Origin of the sequence: Aquimixticola soesokkakensis, from assembly GCF_900172375.1 — a bacterium.
Taxonomy (GTDB): Bacteria; Pseudomonadota; Alphaproteobacteria; order Rhodobacterales; family Rhodobacteraceae; genus Aquimixticola; species Aquimixticola soesokkakensis.
The window spans coordinates 180978-199042 of sequence record NZ_FWFS01000010.1 but is presented as its reverse complement, the minus strand read 5'-3'; the positions used below and the strand labels follow the sequence as shown (position 1 = coordinate 199042).

The 18065-nt window shown below is 60.2% G+C and carries 16 protein-coding genes, 1 tRNA gene and 2 pseudogenes; 5 read left to right on the top strand and 14 right to left on the bottom strand.

What is annotated here, in order from left to right; genetic code table 11:
• Nucleotides 1–109: 109 nt before the first annotated feature.
• A pseudogene (locus AQS8620_RS13850) lies at nucleotides 110–595 on the top strand (IS3 family transposase); the annotation flags it as partial.
• Between the two features lie 587 nt (nucleotides 596–1182).
• On the opposite strand, the gene AQS8620_RS17285 reads toward AQS8620_RS13850, so the two are convergent.
• The 4 genes and pseudogenes from AQS8620_RS17285 to AQS8620_RS13835 form a co-directional block, all read right to left on the bottom strand.
• Nucleotides 1183–1368 carry an AAA family ATPase gene (locus AQS8620_RS17285; RefSeq protein ID WP_306345911.1) on the bottom strand — a complete coding sequence of 62 codons (186 nt, stop codon included), beginning with the start codon at nucleotides 1366–1368 and terminating at the stop codon, nucleotides 1183–1185.
• Between the two features lie 152 nt (nucleotides 1369–1520).
• Nucleotides 1521–1634 (bottom strand): annotated as a pseudogene (locus AQS8620_RS17280) (AAA family ATPase); the annotation flags it as partial.
• Nucleotides 1635–1894: 260 nt separating this feature from the next.
• Nucleotides 1895–1970, bottom strand: a tRNA-Ala gene (locus AQS8620_RS13840).
• 191 nt (nucleotides 1971–2161) lie between these two features.
• Nucleotides 2162–2479 carry a TIGR02300 family protein gene (locus AQS8620_RS13835; RefSeq protein WP_085837596.1) on the bottom strand — a complete coding sequence of 106 codons (318 nt, stop codon included), beginning with the start codon at nucleotides 2477–2479 and terminating at the stop codon, nucleotides 2162–2164.
• A gap of 183 nt (nucleotides 2480–2662) precedes the next feature.
• Here AQS8620_RS13835 and AQS8620_RS13830 point away from each other — a divergent pair, with 183 nt between their 5' ends.
• The 3 genes from AQS8620_RS13830 to AQS8620_RS13820 all read left to right on the top strand — a co-directional run bounded on the left by AQS8620_RS13830 (nucleotide 2663) and on the right by AQS8620_RS13820 (nucleotide 4791).
• Entirely contained in the window at nucleotides 2663–3355 is a 693-nt protein-coding gene (locus AQS8620_RS13830) for a M48 family metallopeptidase (protein ID WP_085837595.1), read from the top strand.
• A gap of 31 nt (nucleotides 3356–3386) precedes the next feature.
• Nucleotides 3387–4037 (top strand): GntR family transcriptional regulator, encoded by a 651-nt coding sequence (locus AQS8620_RS13825; RefSeq protein WP_085837594.1) that lies wholly within the window; start codon nucleotides 3387–3389, stop codon nucleotides 4035–4037.
• Between the two features lie 298 nt (nucleotides 4038–4335).
• Nucleotides 4336–4791, top strand: a complete 456-nt coding sequence (locus tag AQS8620_RS13820; RefSeq protein WP_085837617.1) for an acyl-CoA thioesterase — start codon at nucleotides 4336–4338, stop codon at nucleotides 4789–4791.
• 33 nt (nucleotides 4792–4824) lie between these two features.
• On the opposite strand, the gene AQS8620_RS13815 is transcribed toward AQS8620_RS13820, so the two are convergent.
• From AQS8620_RS13815 to AQS8620_RS13770, 10 genes are all read right to left on the bottom strand, one after another.
• Nucleotides 4825–5592, bottom strand: coding sequence for an SDR family NAD(P)-dependent oxidoreductase (locus tag AQS8620_RS13815; RefSeq protein ID WP_085837593.1), 768 nt, complete (start codon nucleotides 5590–5592; stop codon nucleotides 4825–4827).
• 184 nt (nucleotides 5593–5776) lie between these two features.
• Nucleotides 5777–7165, bottom strand: coding sequence for a dihydrolipoyl dehydrogenase (gene lpdA, locus AQS8620_RS13810; protein ID WP_085837592.1), 1389 nt, complete (start codon nucleotides 7163–7165; stop codon nucleotides 5777–5779).
• Nucleotides 7166–7207: 42 nt separating this feature from the next.
• Nucleotides 7208–7603, bottom strand: coding sequence for an MAPEG family protein (locus AQS8620_RS13805; protein ID WP_085837591.1), 396 nt, complete (start codon nucleotides 7601–7603; stop codon nucleotides 7208–7210).
• Entirely contained in the window at nucleotides 7603–7995 is a 393-nt protein-coding gene (locus tag AQS8620_RS13800) for an MAPEG family protein (protein ID WP_085837590.1), read from the bottom strand. Before AQS8620_RS13800 ends, AQS8620_RS13805 begins: the two co-directional genes overlap by 1 nt.
• 73 nt (nucleotides 7996–8068) lie before the next feature.
• Nucleotides 8069–9592, bottom strand: a complete 1524-nt coding sequence (gene odhB / locus AQS8620_RS13795; protein WP_085837589.1) for a 2-oxoglutarate dehydrogenase complex dihydrolipoyllysine-residue succinyltransferase — start codon at nucleotides 9590–9592, stop codon at nucleotides 8069–8071.
• Between the two features lie 4 nt (nucleotides 9593–9596).
• Nucleotides 9597–12557, bottom strand: a complete 2961-nt coding sequence (locus tag AQS8620_RS13790; protein WP_085837588.1) for a 2-oxoglutarate dehydrogenase E1 component — start codon at nucleotides 12555–12557, stop codon at nucleotides 9597–9599.
• A gap of 115 nt (nucleotides 12558–12672) precedes the next feature.
• Entirely contained in the window at nucleotides 12673–13560 is an 888-nt protein-coding gene (sucD, locus tag AQS8620_RS13785; RefSeq protein WP_085837587.1) for a succinate--CoA ligase subunit alpha, read from the bottom strand.
• A 237-nt stretch (nucleotides 13561–13797) separates the two neighbouring features.
• On the bottom strand, nucleotides 13798–14991 hold the full coding sequence (gene sucC, locus AQS8620_RS13780) for an ADP-forming succinate--CoA ligase subunit beta (RefSeq protein WP_085837585.1): 1194 nt from the start codon (nucleotides 14989–14991) through the stop codon (nucleotides 13798–13800).
• A gap of 292 nt (nucleotides 14992–15283) precedes the next feature.
• Complete coding sequence (gene mdh / locus AQS8620_RS13775) at nucleotides 15284–16246, bottom strand: malate dehydrogenase (RefSeq protein ID WP_085837583.1); 963 nt, start codon at nucleotides 16244–16246, stop codon at nucleotides 15284–15286.
• 358 nt (nucleotides 16247–16604) lie between these two features.
• A complete protein-coding gene (locus AQS8620_RS13770; RefSeq protein ID WP_234990497.1) occupies nucleotides 16605–16943 on the bottom strand; it encodes a hypothetical protein in 339 nt (112 codons plus the stop codon).
• Nucleotides 16944–17168: 225 nt separating this feature from the next.
• Here AQS8620_RS13770 and AQS8620_RS13765 point away from each other — a divergent pair, with 225 nt between their 5' ends.
• Entirely contained in the window at nucleotides 17169–18050 is an 882-nt protein-coding gene (locus AQS8620_RS13765; protein WP_085837581.1) for an HpcH/HpaI aldolase/citrate lyase family protein, read from the top strand.
• Nucleotides 18051–18065 lie beyond the last annotated feature (15 nt).

Below are 18065 nucleotides of genomic sequence, written 5' to 3'. Positions count from 1 at the left end.
AACGGCGCGCAAAGACCTTGGGTTACGCCTTGGCGCCCATGCCCAACCCAGAGGCTGTTTCTTAGGAAGGGCGAGGCTTGTCCGCCATTGGTCCGAGGACAATGCTGAGCGCCTACTTCGCCAGGGACCAACTGTGATGTTTGGGTTTGTGGCGAAGCAGCGAGGGGTTTGGCCGGTTAGCTGGATGTGTGACGCGCTCGGTGTGTCACGGAGCGGGTTCCACGCATGGCTGACGCGGCCACAGAGTGCGCGGGCCCGTAAAGATGAGAGGCTGGGCGCTGTGGTGCGTGCAAGCTTTGTGCGATCTGATCGGACCTATGGCGCAAGGCGCGTCTGGCATGACGTCCTCGCAGAAGGCTTTGATTGTGGTCTGCATGGCATCGAGCGCCTGATGCGCAGGGACGCCCTCAGGGCGCGTCCGCGCCGCCGTCAGCTTCCAAAGGACGTAGGCGAGCGATCCGGTATTGCGCCAAACGTGCTTGAACGTGAGTTCGTGGCAGATGGTCCAAACCAAAAATGGGTTGCCGACTTCACCTACATCTGGACGGCGGAAGGTTGGTTGTATGTCGCCGTTGTCATCGACCTGTTCACCAAATTCTTTGACTTCGCCCTTCTCTAAGATTTCCATCATCTCAACTCGAAGTTTCGTTTCCGCATAAGTTTGATCACGAAAATCGGTTCGGAGGGGAGGCGCAGCGGAAACGGCCAATTTTGTCTCGCGCAAGAACCATCCATAAGTAATCGTCGTCCGTTTTATCTCGTGCGACTGAGCCTAGCAATTCATCGTCCTCGGATGCCCACCAGGAGACTTCTTCACACATGAATGCCGTCTTGGAGTGCCGCGTGCCGGTTGTCAGAATATTGAAGCGAGCCCGCTTCATCGGTTTGGCGAAAGCCTCTGCGCGCCTTTCAGCCTCTCTTCGTCGTTTGGCCTCACCAATGTTTTGCCCTTATTCTCCAGCCGTCCTCAGATATGTAGCCCAGCAAAGGGCAGCAACGCTAGTAACTTTAAAAAAAGGCGTCGCACGTGCGGCGAAAGTCTGGTCTGACGGGCTGCATTACAGAGGTCTTGATTTCTGGATGTTGACGGCAATGGGCCGTCAGCTTCAGGTGGTAGGAGGCGGAAGGCAGCCGCGCGGTTTGTCCGCTTCAGTAGGTTCTCCGTCCGTCTGGAGAATTCGGTCAGAGCGCTAGTTGCGCACAGACAAAGTCGGCGCGAGATGCGATATCGATGCGCGGCAACTCCGTGATTTTGTATCCGAGGGCCGTGTAGGTCTCGCGCATGACGGCACAGGTCGCTTCGGCTTCGGCGTGAGACTGCTTGCGTTCGGTGTCCTGCGTGAAGAGCTCATCCCAATACGGTGCCAGGAAGACGCGGGCGTTGTAACTCGCTGCCTTGGCCGCTGCGGCGACGTGGGGCGGCAGGGGGGAGGCCGCAGAGGGTCAGGTAGCCCATGATGTCGGGGAATGCCTCGGTCGAAGATCACGGAGCCTGAGAGGGTCTGAGCGGCGCTGTGGGCGCGCAGATCGCGCTCAAGCATGCGTTCGGCGTATGCCATGCGGTCCGCCCAGGGGAGGGCATTTCCGCCGCTCCGCATCTCCTCGCAAATGATCGCGCGGCCAGATTCGGGCATAGTGTGAAAGCCGCGTCGGGCGAGTTCGGTGATCAGGCTGGTCTTGCCCGCGACCCAAGGCCGCCCGTCAGGACGGAGAAATGGTCGTTCATGGGCCATCCTCGGTTTTGGCAGGGGAAGGGCCGCGACGGGATCAACATGCCACGGGCGCTGATCAAGGTAGCATGGATTTTCGGAGGGAAAACAGCACCCGTCTGCGCGGCAGAGGCAAATCCTCTGACGAGAAAGGCAGAACTATCTGGTGCTTTTCAAAAGAGGTTTGGTGGAGCCTAGGGGGATCGAACCCCTGACCTCTTGCATGCCATGCAAGCGCTCTCCCAGCTGAGCTAAGGCCCCAAACCAGTCCGGTTTTAACTGAAATCAAGCGCTTAGGCTTGTGTCAATCGACGCCCGGTTGCGTCTGTCGTCGGCAATTTTGCCTGTCCGCGCTTCCTACAGAGACGCGAAAATCTTCGCAAGAGGAAAATTCGCGTCGCTGTGTTTTTTGTCCCCGACGCCGCGCCGAGGACAAAGTTGGCACGCGGGATTTAGTGGTCGTCGTCGTCGGCAGCAACATCGGCGAGATCGTCGAGCGACACGTTATCGTCGTCCTCGTCCTCGTCGAGCAGATCGTCGTCAACTTCAACATCGCTGTCGTCATCGTCGATCAGCAGATCATCTTCTTCGAGATCGGCCTCGGGTTTTGCGACTTTCTTCTCGGCCACAGCAACACGCGATTTGTTGTTCTGGTCGATGGTCACCACTTCGCCGGTGTAGGGCGAAACGATGGGGTTTTTGTTCATGTCGTAAAACCGTTTACCGGTCGTGGGGCAGAGGCGTTTGACGCCCCAATCTTCATTGGGCATTCGAAATCCCTTTCCAAATCGTCAGTTCGCGCGCGCGCACGTTCAAAGGTTGACGCGCCATGCCACAAAGGGGGCAAGCTGTCAAAGCCTTTCCCTGTTTCGCGTCCCGCGCATCTGGTGTTGCGGCGGGCCTGTGGCTAATGTGAGAGGCGGCCCAAGACCGCCTGTTCTACTGGAGTCCATATGCGCCGTGCCATCCTTGCGGGCAATCCCCCTTTGGAAATTCTTTTGCGTCCCTCTGCGCAGGGGCGGCGGTTGAGCCTGCGGATTTCCGCGCTGGACGGGCGGGTCACCCTGTCGATGCCAAAGCGCGTGCGCGAGGCTGAGGCGATGGCCTTTTTGCGCGAGAAAGAGAGCTGGATTCGCCAGAACATGCCTGACGATGTGAGCGCGGTCGTGCCCAAAATCGGGGGCTTTGTGCCATTCGAGGGCCAGGAACTCACGCTGGTGCCCGCCAAGCTGCGCAGCGCGCGACAGGAGGGGGCGCAGCTTTTGGTGCCGGAGGCGCCAGACATGGTTGGTCCACGGGTTCAGGCCTTTTTGAAACTCCATGCAAAAAACCGGCTCGCGGCGGCGAGCGCCCTTTATGCGCAGGCGCTTGGCGTCGGTTTTGGCAAAATCACCCTGCGGGATACCCGTTCGCGGTGGGGGTCCTGCACCTCCGAGGGCAACCTGATGTACTCCTGGCGGTTGATCATGGCGCCCCCCGCCGTGCTGGACTATGTCGCCGCGCATGAGGTCGCCCATCTGCAAGAGATGAACCATTCGCCCGCCTATTGGGCAGTGGTCGGGCAGATCTACCCCGACTGGCGGCCAGCGCGCAAATGGCTGCACGAACATGGGGCAAAACTGCATCGCTGGCGCTTCACCGATTGACGGCTGGCGCATTTGTGATCACAGTCCCGCCATGCTCAGTCCCCAACGCCCTGCCGACAATAAACAATCCGCCTATGAACGTGTTTACCGCAGCTTGCGCGGGCAAATCATGCACGGAGAATTCACGCCGGGGCAGGCGCTGACCCTGCGCGGCATTGCCAAACAATTCGATGTCTCGATGACACCGGCGCGTGAAACGGTGCAGCGGTTGGTGGCAGATGGCGGTTTGATGATGTCGTCTTCGGGGCGCGTGTTCACACCGGAACTTTCGCCCGAGCGGCTGGAAGAACTCGCGTCGATCCGGGCGTTGATCGAACCGGAACTGGCCAGTCGGGCCTTGCCGCGGGCGCATATGGCGCTGATTGAGCGGCTGGAGCTGATCAACAGCCAAATCGCACTGGTCGTCGCCAAACACGACGATGTGGGCTATATCCGCGCCAATCTGGAATTCCACCGCACGCTTTACTTGCGTGCGCAGGCGCCGGCGATGTTGGCGTTGACCGAAACGGTCTGGCTGCAACTGGGGCCAACGATGCGGGCGATGTATGCGCGGCTCAATCGCACCGAAGTCCCTTACAACCACCGTTTGATCGTCGCTGCACTCAAGGCGGGCGACGAGCCGGGGCTGAAGCTGGCGGTACGCGCCGATGTGACCAAAGGTTTGCGGATGCTGGCCGAATAGCGCCGGGCCGGGCGCTCGATTTTTTTGACATATGCGCGCCGGAAAACTGTCCGGCGTTCGTTTTAGGACTGAACGGAACCAGCCCGCCGCGTGACGACAGCGCAGGGCCGGTTCTGCGCTGCGCGGTGGTCCTCCAAGATTTAACCGTGTGGCACAAAACGAGTGCAGCACTTGCCCGGATGCCTGCACTCGTTGGGGTGGATCGGTCAGTTCACTTGACCGATCCACCCGTTGCCGCGACAAGCTTTTGAAAAGATATGCAAAGGACTGGCTCGTGGACGAATCCCGTTTTCTCGAAATGACTGTGTTGATGACCCCCGACATGGCGAATTTTTCAGGAAAAGTGCATGGTGGCGCGCTGCTGAACCACCTTGACCGCGTGGCGTTCGCCTGCGCCTCGCGCTATTCTGGGCAATATGCGGTGACGCTGTCTGTGGATCAGGTGGTGTTCAAAGAACCGATTAACGTGGGTGAATTGGTCAGTTTTCGCGCCTCTGTGAACTACGCAGGGCGCACGTCGATGGAGATCGGCATTCGCGTCGAGGCCGAGAACGTGCGCGCAGGGACGCGGCGGCACACCAATTCGTGCTATTTCACGATGGTGGCCGTGGATGAGAGCGGCAAACCCTATCAGGTGCCTGAATATCAGCCGCTGACCGAAGTGGACCGTCGCCGCTGGCGCGCGGCAGATCTGCGCCGCTCGCTGCGCCGCGAGTTTGCCAAGCGGCTGGAGGACGCGACCAAAGGCATCTGAGGCGCCGCGATGCACGGCCCCTCAGATTTTGGATCACACCGAAACAGCGCCGCCGCCACCGTCAATCCGGTAGTAGGCGCCGGTGATGAAGGCGGCCTGATCGCTGGCAAGGAAGCTGACGAGATCGGCAATTTCGCTGGCCTCGGCATAGCGGCCCAAAGGCACAGCCGCCTCGAAAGACTTGCGTGCCTGGGCCTCGTTCCCCTTGCTGGCGTTGGTTTCGATCGAACGCATCATTTGCGTATCGACGCCGGAGGGGCAGACTGCATTCACGCGAATGCCATCGGTGGCGACTTCGAGCGCGACCGATTTGTTGATGCCGATCACCGCGTGTTTGGAGGCGACATAGGCGCTCATGCCCGGCGCGCCCAAAAGCCCGCCATTCGAGGCCATATTAACCACGGCGCCGGATTTTTGGGACTTCATCTGTGCGATCACATGCTTGAGGCCCAGGAATACGCCGATGACATTCACGTCCAGAACATTGCGGTAGTTTTCGACGGTTTGCTCGTCAATGGGTTTGAAGTCGCCGTTGATGCCGGCATTATTGACGAAAACATCGATCCGCCCGTATTTTTCCACCGTTGCTTTGACATAGGCGACGACGTCGGCCTCCTTGGTCACATTGGCCGATAGCAAAAGCGGGTTCCCGTCGAGTCCGGTGGCGGCTTTTTCCAATGTGTCCAGCTTTAGATCCACGAGCGCGAGTTTAGCGCCTTGCGCGGCAAATTTTTCCGCAGTGGCTTTGCCGATACCGCCAGCGGCGCCGGTGATCAGAACGACTTTATCTTTAAATGACATGGGGTTTCCTCCGATACAGGCGGCTGTTGTTGATCACGCCCGTTTCAAAGAAGGTAGGCCGCACTCGGTGGTACAACAATCTGCGCGCGCGCACATCGCTTGGGTCGCGCGTGCACACAGGGTCGGTTTCCCAAGAAAAAGGGCGACCCGAAGGCCGCCCTAAAACATCTTACCCATCGCGCGCTCAGGCGTGGATGGCACCATCGCCGCAGGCCAGTGCCGCTTCACGCACGGCCTCAGAAAAGGTCGGGTGGGCATGGCAGGTCAGCGCCACATCCTGTGCGGAGGCCCCGAATTCCATCGCCACGCAGATTTCGTGGATCAGGTCGCCCGCACCGGGGCCGATGATGTGGCAGCCCAGCACGCGGTCGGTTTCCTTGTCCACGATCAGTTTGACGAAGCCTTCGCCCTGCTGCACGGCCTTGGCGCGCGCGTTGCCCATAAAGGAGAATTTGCCAACCTTATAGGCGCGGCCCTCGGCCTTGAGCGCATCCTCGGTTTTGCCCACGGAGGACACTTCGGGGGTGGTGTAGACCACGCCGGGGATGACATCGTAGTTCACGTGACCATGTTTGCCCGCCAGCACTTCGGCAACGGCCATGCCTTCGTCTTCGGCTTTATGGGCCAGCATCGGGCCGGTGATCGCATCGCCGATCGCATAGATGCCTTTGACATTGGTCGCCCAATGGCTGTCGGTCTTGATCTGGCCGCGCTCGGTCAGCTCGACACCCAGATCCGCAAGGCCCAAGCCGTCGAGGAAGGGCTTGCGGCCCGTGGCCACCAGCACAACGTCCGCGTCCAGCGTGGCCTCGGAGTCGTCCTTTTTCAGCTTGTAGGTGACGGTGGCCTTGTTGTTCTTGGTCTCGACACCTTGAACCGCAGCGCCCATGATGAACTTAAGGCCCTGTTTGGTCAGGATTTTCTGGAAGTTGCGCTGCACTTCGCTGTCCATGCCGGGGGTGATCGCATCCATATATTCGACGACCGTGACCTCTGCGCCCAGACGGGAATAGACCGACCCAAGCTCAAGCCCGATGACCCCTGCACCGATCACCACAAGTTTGTTGGGCACTTTGGTCGGTTCCAGCGCGCCGGTGGAGGTCACGACAGTTTTTTCGTCGACCTCGATGCCGGGCAGGGCGGCCGGGACGGAGCCAGAGGCAATCACGATGTTCTTGGCGTCGTGGACGTCATCGCCGACTTTGACCTTGCCCGCGGCAGGGATGCTCGCCCAGCCTTTGATCCAGTCGATCTTGTTCTTTTTGAACAGGAATTCGATGCCGCCGGTGTTTTGGGAAATGGTCTCGTCCTTGTAGGACAGCATCTGTTTCCAATCGACCGAGGGGGCTTTGCCCTTGAGGCCCATCTTGGCGAAATTATGCTCGGCCTCATGCAGCATGTGGCTGGCATGCAGCAGCGCCTTGGAGGGGATACAGCCCACGTTCAGGCAGGTGCCGCCAAGCGTGTCGCGGCCTTCGACCACGGCGGTTTTGAGGCCCAGTTGGGCGCAGCGGATGGCCGACACATAGCCGCCGGGGCCGGCACCGATAATGATTACGTCGTAGGCTGCCATGGTCTTCTCCTTGGTCTTTAACTTTTCAGATCGGGCGCGGGATCACACCAGCGCCGCTAGAAACAACAGGGCGCAAGCGGCGAGAGCCGCAAGCCAGATGTAGGACCGCCACGGCTGCCATCCGAACGCATAGGCGGGGATATAGGCAAGGCGGGCGATGAGGTAGAGCGCAGCCAGCGCGGTGGTCCAGCCACTGGACTGGCCGGTGAGTGACACCAGCAGACAGCCTGCGGCAAACAGCCCGAACATGGCCGTGTGATTGTCATAGGCGCGCAGCATCCGTGCAGTCGTCTTGCGCATCTCGCGGCTGGGGGCGCGGTCGCGCGGGCTGGTGGTATAGCCCGGACCCAGATCGACATTGGCCATGTAGGAGGCAACGCCAAACTGCGCGATATGCATGAGACCGGCAAGGGCAAGGATGGTGAGCTCGGGCGTCATCAGAACAGGCTCGCGATGATCATCGCCAAACAGGCGACAAGACCGACGGTAAAGATCAGCGAGCGGTAGGGCACCCAGGCAAAGGCATAGGCGGGTACATACAGCGCGCGCGCGATCACGAATACCCACGCGCAGATGGCGGTGAACCAGCCGTTGGAGCCGGTGAACTGCACCATCACCACGGCAATCACGAAGAGGGCGATGTTTTCGGTGTGATTGGCAAGGGCGCGGCGCAAACGCTTGGTCTTTTCCGACAGTCGCGCGTCGAGGTTCTCGCGCGTGCCGACATTGCCCTCATGGCCGACATCGGCCTCAAGCGACTTTTGCGACCATCCGACAATGGCGACATGGATCAGGGCGGTGGCGCCAAGGGCGAGGAGTTCGGGGGTCATTTCACGGGCCTTTCCGGTAGGGGTACCGGAGAATGGTAGCGGAAGGGCGGGAAAAGACCCGCCCTTTTTTCGTTTACAGATCCATCAGCAGGCGACGGGGATCTTCCAGCGCTTCCTTGACGCGCACGAGGAAGGTCACAGCGCCTTTGCCGTCGACGATGCGGTGATCGTAGGAGAGCGCAAGATACATCATCGGGCGTATGACGACCTGACCGTTGATCGCCATCGGGCGGTCCTGGATCTTGTGCATCCCGAGGATACCCGATTGCGGGGGGTTGAGGATCGGCGAGGACATCAGCGAGCCGTAGACACCACCGTTGGAGATGGTGAAGGAGCCGCCCTGCATTTCCGCCATCGACAGCTTGCCATCGCGGGCTTTTGCGCCTTTTTCGGCGATCGCTTTTTCGATATCCGCAAAGGACATCTGATCTGCGTCACGGATCACCGGCACCACGAGGCCCGTCGGGGTCCCCGCAGCGATGCCCATGTGGACGTAGTTTTTGTAGACCACATCGGTGCCGTCGATTTCGGCGTTCACTTCGGGGACTTCTTTGAGGGCGTGGATACAGGCCTTGGTAAAGAAGGACATGAAGCCCAGTTTGACGCCGTGTTTCTTGAGGAACAGGTCTTTGTATTCGTTGCGCAGGGCCATGACCTCGGTCATGTCGACCTCGTTGTAGGTCGTCAGCATCGCAGCGGTATTCTGGCTGTCCTTGAGGCGGCGCGCGATGGTCTGACGCAGGCGCGTCATCTTCACGCGTTCTTCGCGGTCGGCATCCGCAGCAGGGGACGCGGCGCGCGGCGCGGCGGCGGGGGCAGCAGCAGCTTTGGGGGCGGTCATGGCTTTGAGGACATCCTCTTTCATGATGCGGCCATCTTTGCCCGAGCCGGACACAGCGCCCGCATCGATGCCTTTTTCGGCCATCAGTTTCTTGGCCGAAGGGGCGTCCTCGACATCCTTGCCGGATTTTTTCGCGGCCAGTTCCGCGACATATTCGCCGTCCTGTGCGGATTTGGCGTTGGACGCGGAGGCCGCGCCGCCGGACGAGATAACGCCCAGTTTGGCCGAGGCATCCACGGTGTCGCCCTCGCTTGCGAGGATTTCAGTCAGGGTGCCGGCAGCGGGGGCGGGCACTTCGACAGAGACTTTGTCCGTTTCAAGCTCACAGAGCATTTCGTCCTGTGCGACCGTGTCACCGACCTTTTTGAACCAGGTGGACACGGTTGCCTCGGACACGGATTCACCCAACGTGGGCACCATCACGTCAACATCGGCTGCAGAGCCGGCATCGGTTTTGGCCTCTTCGACGGGTTTGTCGGCCGAGGGGCGCGGCGTGGGTGTTTCCGAACCGGCACTGCCCGCTTCGGCCAGCATGGCGAGCAAGGCATCGACGCCGACCGTTTCGCCTTCGCCAGCGACGATTTCGCTCAGGGTGCCTGCGGCGGGCGCGGGCACTTCGACGGTGACTTTGTCGGTTTCCAATTCGCAGAGCATTTCGTCGACAGCAACGGTATCGCCGGGCTTTTTGAACCAAGTGGCGACGGTGGCCTCGGTGACGGATTCACCAAGCGTGGGAACGCGGACTTCTACGGACATGCGATTATCCTTCGATATTGAGCGCGTCGTTCACGAGCGCTTGCTGTTGTGCTTTGTGCTGGGACGCGAGGCCGGTGGCGGGAGAGGCCGAGGCTGCGCGACCCGCGTAGGTGGGGCGGGTGGTTTTGGCGCCGATGCGGCCCAGAACCCATTCGATGTTCGGCTCGACAAAGGTCCAGCCGCCCTGATTTTTCGGTTCTTCCTGTGCCCAGACGATTTCGGCATCCTTGAAGCGTTCCAGTTCCTTGACCAAGGCCAGCGCGGGGAAGGGGTAGAACTGCTCGAGGCGAAGGATGTAGGTGTCATCCTTGCCCGCTTCATCGCGCGCTTCGAGCAGGTCGTAGTAGACTTTGCCCGAACAGATGACGACGCGTTTGATCGCGCTGTCGTCCTTAAGCGTGATGGCGGAGCGGCCCGTGCCGTTGTTTCTGTCGGCATCGTCCCACAGCACGCGGTGGAAGGAGGAACCTTCGACAAAATCCTTGGCATCCGAGACGGCCAGTTTGTGGCGCAGCAAGGATTTTGGCGTCATCAGCACCAGCGGCTTGCGGTAGGAGCGGTGCAGCTGACGGCGCAGGATGTGGAAGTAGTTCGCCGGAGTCGTACAGTTCGCAACGATCCAGTTGTCCTGACCACACATCTGCAAGAAGCGCTCAAGGCGGGCCGAGGAGTGTTCGGGCCCTTGGCCCTCATAGCCGTGGGGCAGCAGCATCACGAGGCCCGACATGCGCAACCACTTGCTTTCGCCCGAGGAAATGAACTGGTCGAACATGATCTGCGCGCCGTTGGCGAAATCGCCGAACTGGGCTTCCCAGGCGACAAGCGCATTGGGTTCGGCCAGCGAATAGCCGTATTCGAACCCGAGCACCGCATATTCCGACAGCATCGAGTCGATGACATCGTATTTCGCCTGACCCTCGCGGATGTGGTTGAGCGGGTAGTAGCGTTCTTCGGTCTTCTGGTTGATGAAGGCGGAATGGCGTTGCGAGAAGGTCCCGCGGGTGCTGTCCTGACCGGCAAGACGGGTCGGGTAGCCTTCGGTTGCAAGCGAACCAAAGGCCAGCGCCTCGCCCGTCGCCCAGTCAAAGCCCGTGCCGCTTTCGAACATCGCCTTCTTGGCTTCAAGCTGACGGGCCACGGTTTTGTGGATGTCAAAGCCTTCGGGATAGGTCGTGAGCGCACGCCCGACTTCCTGCAACAGGCTTTCAGAGATCGACGTCTGGCCGCGCTGGTATTCCTCGCCCTCTTTGTCGAGGTGCGACCAGCGCCCGTCCAGCCAGTCGGCCTTGTTGGGTTTGAAGTTTTTGCCCGCTTCGTATTCGTCGTTCAGCAGGGACTGGAAGGAGGCTTTCATATCCTCGATCTCGCCCTCGGGGATCAGCCCGTCTTTCACCAGACGCTCGGTATAGAGTTGCAGCGTCGTCTTGTGCCGCTTGATGTTGGTGTACATCTGCGGGTTGGTGAACATCGGCTCGTCGCCTTCGTTGTGACCAAAGCGGCGGTAGCAGAAGATGTCGATCACAACGTCTTTGTGGAACTTCTGGCGGAATTCGGTCGCCACTTTGGCAGCGTGGACCACCGCTTCGGGATCGTCGCCGTTCACGTGGAAAATCGGCGCTTCGACCATCAACGCAATGTCGGTGGGGTAGGGCGACGAGCGCGAGAAGGACGGCGCGGTCGTGAAGCCGATCTGGTTGTTCACGACGATATGGATCGTGCCGCCGGTGCGGTGACCGCGCAGACCGGACATGCCGAAACATTCCGCCACAACGCCCTGACCGGCGAAAGCCGCATCGCCGTGCAGCAGCACGGGGATCACAGTGCTGCGCTCGGGGTCGTTGTTCTGGTCGGTTTTGGCGCGTGCCTTGCCCAGCACGACAGGGTTCACCGCCTCAAGGTGCGAGGGGTTTGCCGTCAGCGACAGGTGGACCTTGTTGCCATCGAATTCACGATCCGAAGAGGCGCCGAGGTGGTATTTCACATCGCCCGAGCCATCAACGTCCTCGGGTTTGTACGAACCGCCCTGGAATTCATGGAAAATCGCGCGGTAGGGTTTGGACATCACATTGGCCAGCACCGACAAGCGACCGCGGTGCGGCATGCCGATGATGACTTCTTTCGCGCCCAAAGCACCCCCGCGTTTGATGATCTGCTCCATGGCAGGGATCAGGCTTTCGCCCCCGTCCAGACCAAAGCGCTTGGTGCCCATGTATTTGACATGGAGAAACTTTTCATAGCCCTCGGCCTCAACCAGCTTGTTGAGGATCGCCCGGCGCCCTTCGCGGGTGAAGGTGATTTCCTTGTCGTAGCCTTCGATGCGCTCCTTGAGCCAGGACGACTGTTCGGGGTCGGAAATATGCATGTATTGCATGGCGAAGGTGCCACAGTACGTGCGTTTGAGCACATCGAGGATCTGGCGCAGGGACGCGACCTGAAGACCCAGAACGTTGTCGATAAAGATCGGGCGATCCATGTCCTTTTCGCCAAAACCGTAGGTCTTGGGGTCAAGTTCGGGATGGGGTGTCTTGTCGCCCATGTTCAACGGATCGAGGTTGGCGATCAGGTGGCCACGGATGCGATAGGCGCGGATAATCATCAACGCGCGGATGCTGTCGAGAACGGCGCGCTTGACCGCATCCTCGGACACATCGACGCCTTTTTCGGCGGCTTTGGTTTTGATCTTTTCAGCGGCTTTGGCCGGTTCTGCCCATTGACCGTCCAGCGCCTGCGTCAGATCGTCGTTGGGCTGGGGCGGCCAGTCGGTGCGTTGCCATGACGGGCCGGTTGCCTCGGCCTTCACGTCCTGTTCCGCATCGCCAAGCTGGGCAAAGAACTCCGCCCATGCAGCATCGACCGACGCAGGGTCGTTGGCGTATCGGGCGTAAAGCTGTTCGAGATACTCGGCGTTGTGCCCCTGCATGAAGGAAGAGGCGTGGAAAATATCGTTCGGGCTTTGGTCGTTCATGGCTTTGACCTGCGATAGGGGGGCAACTCGCGGCCCCTTGATGTGGATAATCCTGCGCCCATGCTGGGGGCGCAGGTCTTTGATGTCACGAGGAATAAGGGCCTCGGGGTGGAAATTAGGCTTTGCTGATGGCTTCTTGCACAGCTTCGCCCAGAGTCGCGGGGCTATCCGCCACGACGATCCCTGCGGATTTCATCGCTTCGATCTTGGATTCCGCATCACCCTTGCCGCCGGCAACGATGGCGCCTGCGTGGCCCATGCGACGACCCGGAGGGGCGGTGCGACCGGCGATGAAGCCCGCGATGGGTTTCCAGCGGCCTTTTTTCTTTTGCTCGGCGATGAATTCTGCCGCTTCTTCTTCGGCAGAGCCCCCGATTTCACCGATCATGATGATCGAATGGGTTTCGGGATCGTCGAGGAACATGTCGAGCACGTCGATATGCTCGGTGCCCTTGATGGGGTCGCCGCCGATGCCCACAGCGGTGGACTGGCCCAGACCCAGATCGGAGGTCTGTTTCACGGCCTCATAGGTGAGCGTGCCCGAGCGCGAGACCACGCCGACCGACCCGCGACGGTGGATGTGGCCGGGCATGATGCCGATCTTGCAGGCATCCGGCGTGATGACGCCGGGGCAGTTCGGGCCGATGAGGCGCGATTTGCTATCCATGAGGGCGCGTTTCACTTTCATCATGTCGAGCACGGGAATGCCCTCGGTGATGCAGATGATCAGCTCCATTTCGGCGTCGATCGCTTCAAGGATCGAATCCGCCGCGAAGGGCGGCGGCACGTAGATCACGGAGGCATTTGCCTCGGTGACGTGTTTGGCTTCGTGGACCGAGTTGAAGACGGGCAGATCGAGGTGGGTCATGCCGCCTTTGCCGGGGGTGACGCCGCCGACCATTTTGGTGCCGTAGGCAATCGCCTGCTCGGAGTGGAAGGTGCCCTGCGAGCCGGTGAAGCCCTGACAGATAACTTTGGTGTTTTCGTTTACGAGGACCGCCATGGGTCAAACTCCTCAGAATTGGGTGCTGGAACGGGCCGCGCACGGCCCGCTGCTCAGGGGGGCGCTCAGCGCGAAGCGTAGGGCGAGGCGGCTTGCGGACCGCAGCGCACAGGCAGGTTGTGTGTTTCCACATCGGGGAAGCCCGAACAGGACGCCGACCCAACCATATCCTGACGCAATTCACAGCCTGACAGGGTCAGGATTGTGAGCGAAGCAATCAACAAACCGCGCATCGCCTTAGCCTTTCACTGCTTTAACGATCTTCTGCGCGCCGTCTTTCAGGTCGTCCGCAGCGATCACGTTGAGGCCGGAGTTCTGGATGATCTCTTTGCCCAGTTCGACATTGGTGCCTTCGAGACGCACAACGAGCGGCACCTGCAGACCGACTTCCTTGACCGCAGCGATCACGCCCTCGGCGATGACATCGCAGCGCATGATCCCGCCGAAGATGTTCACGAGGATGCCTTTGACGTTGGGGTCAGAGGTGATGATCTTGAAGGCTTCGGTGACTTTCTCCTTGGTCGCACCGCCACCCACATCGAGGAAGTTGGCAGGTTCGGCACCGTAGAGTTTGATGATGTCCATCGTGGCCATCGCCAGACCCGCACCGTTGACCATGCACCCGATTTCGCCGTCCAGAGCGATATAGTTGAGGTCGTATTTCGACGCGGCGAGTTCTTTGGAATCTTCTTCCGTCTCGTCGCGCAGGTTGGCGATATCGGGGTGACGATAGATGGCGTTGCCGTCAAAGCCGACTTTGGCGTCGAGCACTTTGAGGTTGCCATCGGGCATGACGATCAGCGGGTTGATTTCCAGCTGCTCCATGTCCTTCTCGATGAAGGCTTGGTAAAGTTTGCCAAGCAGCGCGACCATCTGTTTCACGGCCGCGCCGGTCAGACCCAGCGTGAAGGCAACGCGGCGACCGTGGTAGGCCTGATAGCCCGCCGCGGGGTCGATCGAGAAGCTGACGATTTTCTCGGGGGTGGACTCGGCCACTTCCTCGATGTCCATGCCGCCCTCGGTGGAGCAGACAACAGAGACGCGCGAGGACACGCGGTCCACGAGCAGCGCGAGGTAGAGTTCGCGCTCGATGTCCGAGCCGTCTTCGATATAGATGCGGTTGACTTGTTTGCCCGCCGGACCGGTCTGGTGCGTCACAAGCGTTTTGCCGAGCATCTGCTTGGCCATCTCGGCGGCTTCCTCGACCGATTTGGCAAGACGCACGCCGCCTTTTTCGCCGGCTTCGGCTTCGACAAACTTACCTTTGCCGCGCCCACCTGCGTGGATCTGGGCTTTGACAACCCAGAGCGGGCCGTCAAGCTCGCCTGCTGCGGATTTGGCATCTTCTGCCTTGAGTACGGCGCGGCCGTCGGAAACTGGTGCGCCATATTCGCGAAGAAGAGCCTTCGCTTGATATTCATGGATGTTCATGAACGTGTCCCATGCTGGTTCGATTGTCCCTGTCATGGCATAGGCGGCATGTATGAATAAACGGTTTTTCTCGCAAAACCCCGTGAGTCAGGCAAGTTTCTGACATTTGTGATCACACGATATAAGGGTGTGATCACAGTTATCGCTAACTGCTGCAGCGCGGCAGTTTTACAGGCATTCCGGTCAGGAATCGGGCGAAAACGCGAAACACGTGCCGTCAGGCTGTGCTGAAACGACAAAGGCCGCCCTCTGTGCGGGGGCGGCCTTTGCTGAACTGATCTTGGACTCTGGCTTATGCCAGGGTGCTGTCGATGCCTTTGCAGGCTTCCATGAGGCCTTTGACGGCATCCACGGATTTGTCGAACATGACCTGCTCGTCTTTCGAGAGTTTCACGTCGATGACTTTTTCGATGCCATTCGCGCCGATCACGGTGGGCACACCCACATACATGCCTTTGACGCCGATTTCGCCGTTGCAATAGGCCGCGCAGGGCAGGACGCGTTTTTGGTCTTTGAGGTAGGCTTCGGCCATCTCGATTGCCGAGGTCGCGGGGGCATAGAACGCCGATCCGGTTTTCAGCAGACCAACGATTTCGGCGCCGCCATCACGGGTGCGCTGAACGATCGCGTCCAGTTTGTCCTGAGTGGTCCAGCCCATGTCCACGAGGTCGGGCAGGGGGATGCCGCCAACGGTGGAATACCGCACCGAGGGAACCATGGTGTCGCCGTGACCGCCCAGCACAAAGGCCGACACGTCGCGCATCGACACGTCGAACTCGACGGCGAGGAAATGACGGAAGCGCGCCGAATCAAGCACACCGGCCATGCCGACGACCTTGTTCGTGGGCAGGCCCGAGAATTGCTGCAAGGCCCAAACCATCGCGTCGAGCGGGTTGGTGATGCAGATCACGAAAGCGTCGGGCGCGTGGGCTTTGATGCCTTCGCCAACGGATTTCATGACTTTCAGGTTGATGCCGAGCAGATCGTCGCGCGACATGCCGGGCTTGCGCGCCACACCTGCGGTCACGATGCAGACGTCAGCGCCTGCGATATCGGCGTAGTCGTTGGTGCCGGTGAAGGAGCCGTCGAATTTTTCGGACGGGCCAGCTTCGGCGATGTCGAGAGCTTTGCCTTGCGGGGTGCCTTCTGCAATGTCGAACAGGACGACGTCGCCGAGTTCTTTGATTGCTGCGAGGTGGGCGAGCGTGCCGCCAATTTGACCTGCGCCGATTAGGGCAATCTTCGGTCGTGCCATGAAACTGTCTCCGGTCAGTCGTTGTGGTTGAGGAGATGGGTAGTGCGTCAGAAGGCTTGACGCAAGTGCGCCGCACTGCGGCGCGCCCTGTCGGGGCGGCGGCACGCGCCAAAGGGCAAAGCGGATTAGCGCAAACAGTGCATGTTTATCAGGGGGTTGTTCGAATTGACGCGAGAAGCGGCGCATAAACGCTTTGGCACGGGCATTGGCGCGAACTGAGGGCGTCCTGCGGGTATTCCCGAGAAAAAAGGACCGATTTGCGGTCCTTTGGTGCGTCACAAAATTGATTCTTTGCGCCTGCGGTGCGCTTTCGGTGGGGCCGCGACGCGAGCAAAGACGTGGACAGGCCCTTGGGCGATCAGGCGTCCTGGCCGGCGGGCTCTGCCATATGTTCGAAGGCGCGTCCCGAAGCGACCACGCAACTCATGCCCGCAGGCGTCGTGACGATGATCGTCCAGGAGCCGGTGGTGGAGGCAAAGGTTTCGATGACACCGTTGTTCGACCCAAGTCCGATGGACTGGCGCGTCTCGCCATAAAGTTTGCCCAGCCTGTCGAGCACCACATCGCGTTTTGCGCATTTCGCAACGTTTTGCGTCGTGGGCTTTGGCGGTGTCGGTGGGCTTTCGGCCGCCAGCGACGTAACCGTGAACGGCAGGACAAGCAGGGCGCAGAAGGCGCGCGAAAAGGGCAGCATCATATCCGGTCCTTTGCAGCAAGGGTGATCGGGGTTTGGTGCCATAAGCCTGCGCCTCGGGCGTCAAAGTTTGGTTAACGGGCCGCGCGTGGGGCCAGCGCGCGCCGCTACGACCAATGTCTGACGCGGTTTTGGGCAGAGTTTCTGCAATGCGGCACATTTTCGCTTGCTATAAGATGCAAAACTGTGACTTTCTGCGCAATAATATTGCGAGAGGAAATTAGAATCATGACGCAAGGCGATCTTGGAGACATCTCAGGGCTGCGCGCACGGCCATGGCGCTCGGCACTCTATATCCCCGGCTCGAAAGAGCGGGCCTTGGAAAAGGCCAAGACGCTGGCGTGCGATGCGATCCTGTTTGACCTTGAGGATGCCGTTGCACCGGATGAAAAACCGACAGCCCGCGCGGTGCTGGCCCAAAGTTTGCAAGCGGGCGGATATGGCGCGCGGGCGAAAATCGTGCGGGTGAACGGCTTTGATACCCCCTGGGGGCGCGACGATGTGGCGGCCTTTGCGGGTCTCGATGTCGATGGCATTCTGTTGCCCAAGGTGAACGATGCGGCGATGGTCGAAGAGCTGGCACAGGCCATCCCCGATGTGCCGCTTTGGGCGATGATGGAAACGCCGCTCGGCTGTCTCAATGCGCTCGAAATCGCCGCACACCCGCGCATGGCAGGGTTTGTTTTGGGCACCAACGATCTGGCCAAAGACCTTGGCGCGCGGTTTCGCGCGGATCGTCTGCCGCTCATGACGGGCCTGCAAATGTGCCTGATGGCAGCGCGCGCCTGCTCGATTGTGGCGCTCGACGGGGTGTTCAACGCTTTCAAGGATGATGAGGGCCTGCGCGCGGAATGCGAACAGGGGCGCGATATGGGCTTTGATGGCAAAACCCTGATCCACCCTGCGCAGCTTGAGATTGCGAACGCGGTTTTTGGTCCGACGCAGGCGGAGATCGACCTTGCCCGCCGCCAGATCGACGCATTCGAGGCGGCGCTTGCGCGTGGCGAAGCGGTCGCGGTCGTGGATGGAAAGATTGTTGAGAACTTGCACGTGGCGAGCGCAAAGCTCACTCTGGCCAAAGCGGAGGCGATCAGCGCTCTTCGCGTCTGATTTTTCCTTAGCCCG

Excerpts from the sequence above, each read along its gene's own strand:
- AQS8620_RS13835 (WP_085837596.1), bottom strand. The coding sequence starts at position 2,479 with ATGCCCAATGAAGATTGGGGCGTCAAACGCCTCTGCCCCACGACCGGT.
- AQS8620_RS13830 (WP_085837595.1), top strand. The coding sequence starts at position 2,663 with ATGCGCCGTGCCATCCTTGCGGGCAATCCCCCTTTGGAAATTCTTTTG.
- AQS8620_RS13825 (WP_085837594.1), top strand. The coding sequence starts at position 3,387 with ATGCTCAGTCCCCAACGCCCTGCCGACAATAAACAATCCGCCTATGAA.
- AQS8620_RS13820 (WP_085837617.1), top strand. The coding sequence starts at position 4,336 with ATGACTGTGTTGATGACCCCCGACATGGCGAATTTTTCAGGAAAAGTG.
- AQS8620_RS13815 (WP_085837593.1), bottom strand. The coding sequence starts at position 5,592 with ATGTCATTTAAAGATAAAGTCGTTCTGATCACCGGCGCCGCTGGCGGT.
- lpdA (WP_085837592.1), bottom strand. The coding sequence starts at position 7,165 with ATGGCAGCCTACGACGTAATCATTATCGGTGCCGGCCCCGGCGGCTAT.
- AQS8620_RS13805 (WP_085837591.1), bottom strand. The coding sequence starts at position 7,603 with ATGACGCCCGAGCTCACCATCCTTGCCCTTGCCGGTCTCATGCATATC.
- AQS8620_RS13800 (WP_085837590.1), bottom strand. The coding sequence starts at position 7,995 with ATGACCCCCGAACTCCTCGCCCTTGGCGCCACCGCCCTGATCCATGTC.
- odhB (WP_085837589.1), bottom strand. The coding sequence starts at position 9,592 with ATGTCCGTAGAAGTCCGCGTTCCCACGCTTGGTGAATCCGTCACCGAG.
- AQS8620_RS13790 (WP_085837588.1), bottom strand. The coding sequence starts at position 12,557 with ATGAACGACCAAAGCCCGAACGATATTTTCCACGCCTCTTCCTTCATG.
- sucD (WP_085837587.1), bottom strand. The coding sequence starts at position 13,560 with ATGGCGGTCCTCGTAAACGAAAACACCAAAGTTATCTGTCAGGGCTTC.
- sucC (WP_085837585.1), bottom strand. The coding sequence starts at position 14,991 with ATGAACATCCATGAATATCAAGCGAAGGCTCTTCTTCGCGAATATGGC.
- mdh (WP_085837583.1), bottom strand. The coding sequence starts at position 16,246 with ATGGCACGACCGAAGATTGCCCTAATCGGCGCAGGTCAAATTGGCGGC.
- AQS8620_RS13770 (WP_234990497.1), bottom strand. The coding sequence starts at position 16,943 with ATGATGCTGCCCTTTTCGCGCGCCTTCTGCGCCCTGCTTGTCCTGCCG.
- AQS8620_RS13765 (WP_085837581.1), top strand. The coding sequence starts at position 17,169 with ATGACGCAAGGCGATCTTGGAGACATCTCAGGGCTGCGCGCACGGCCA.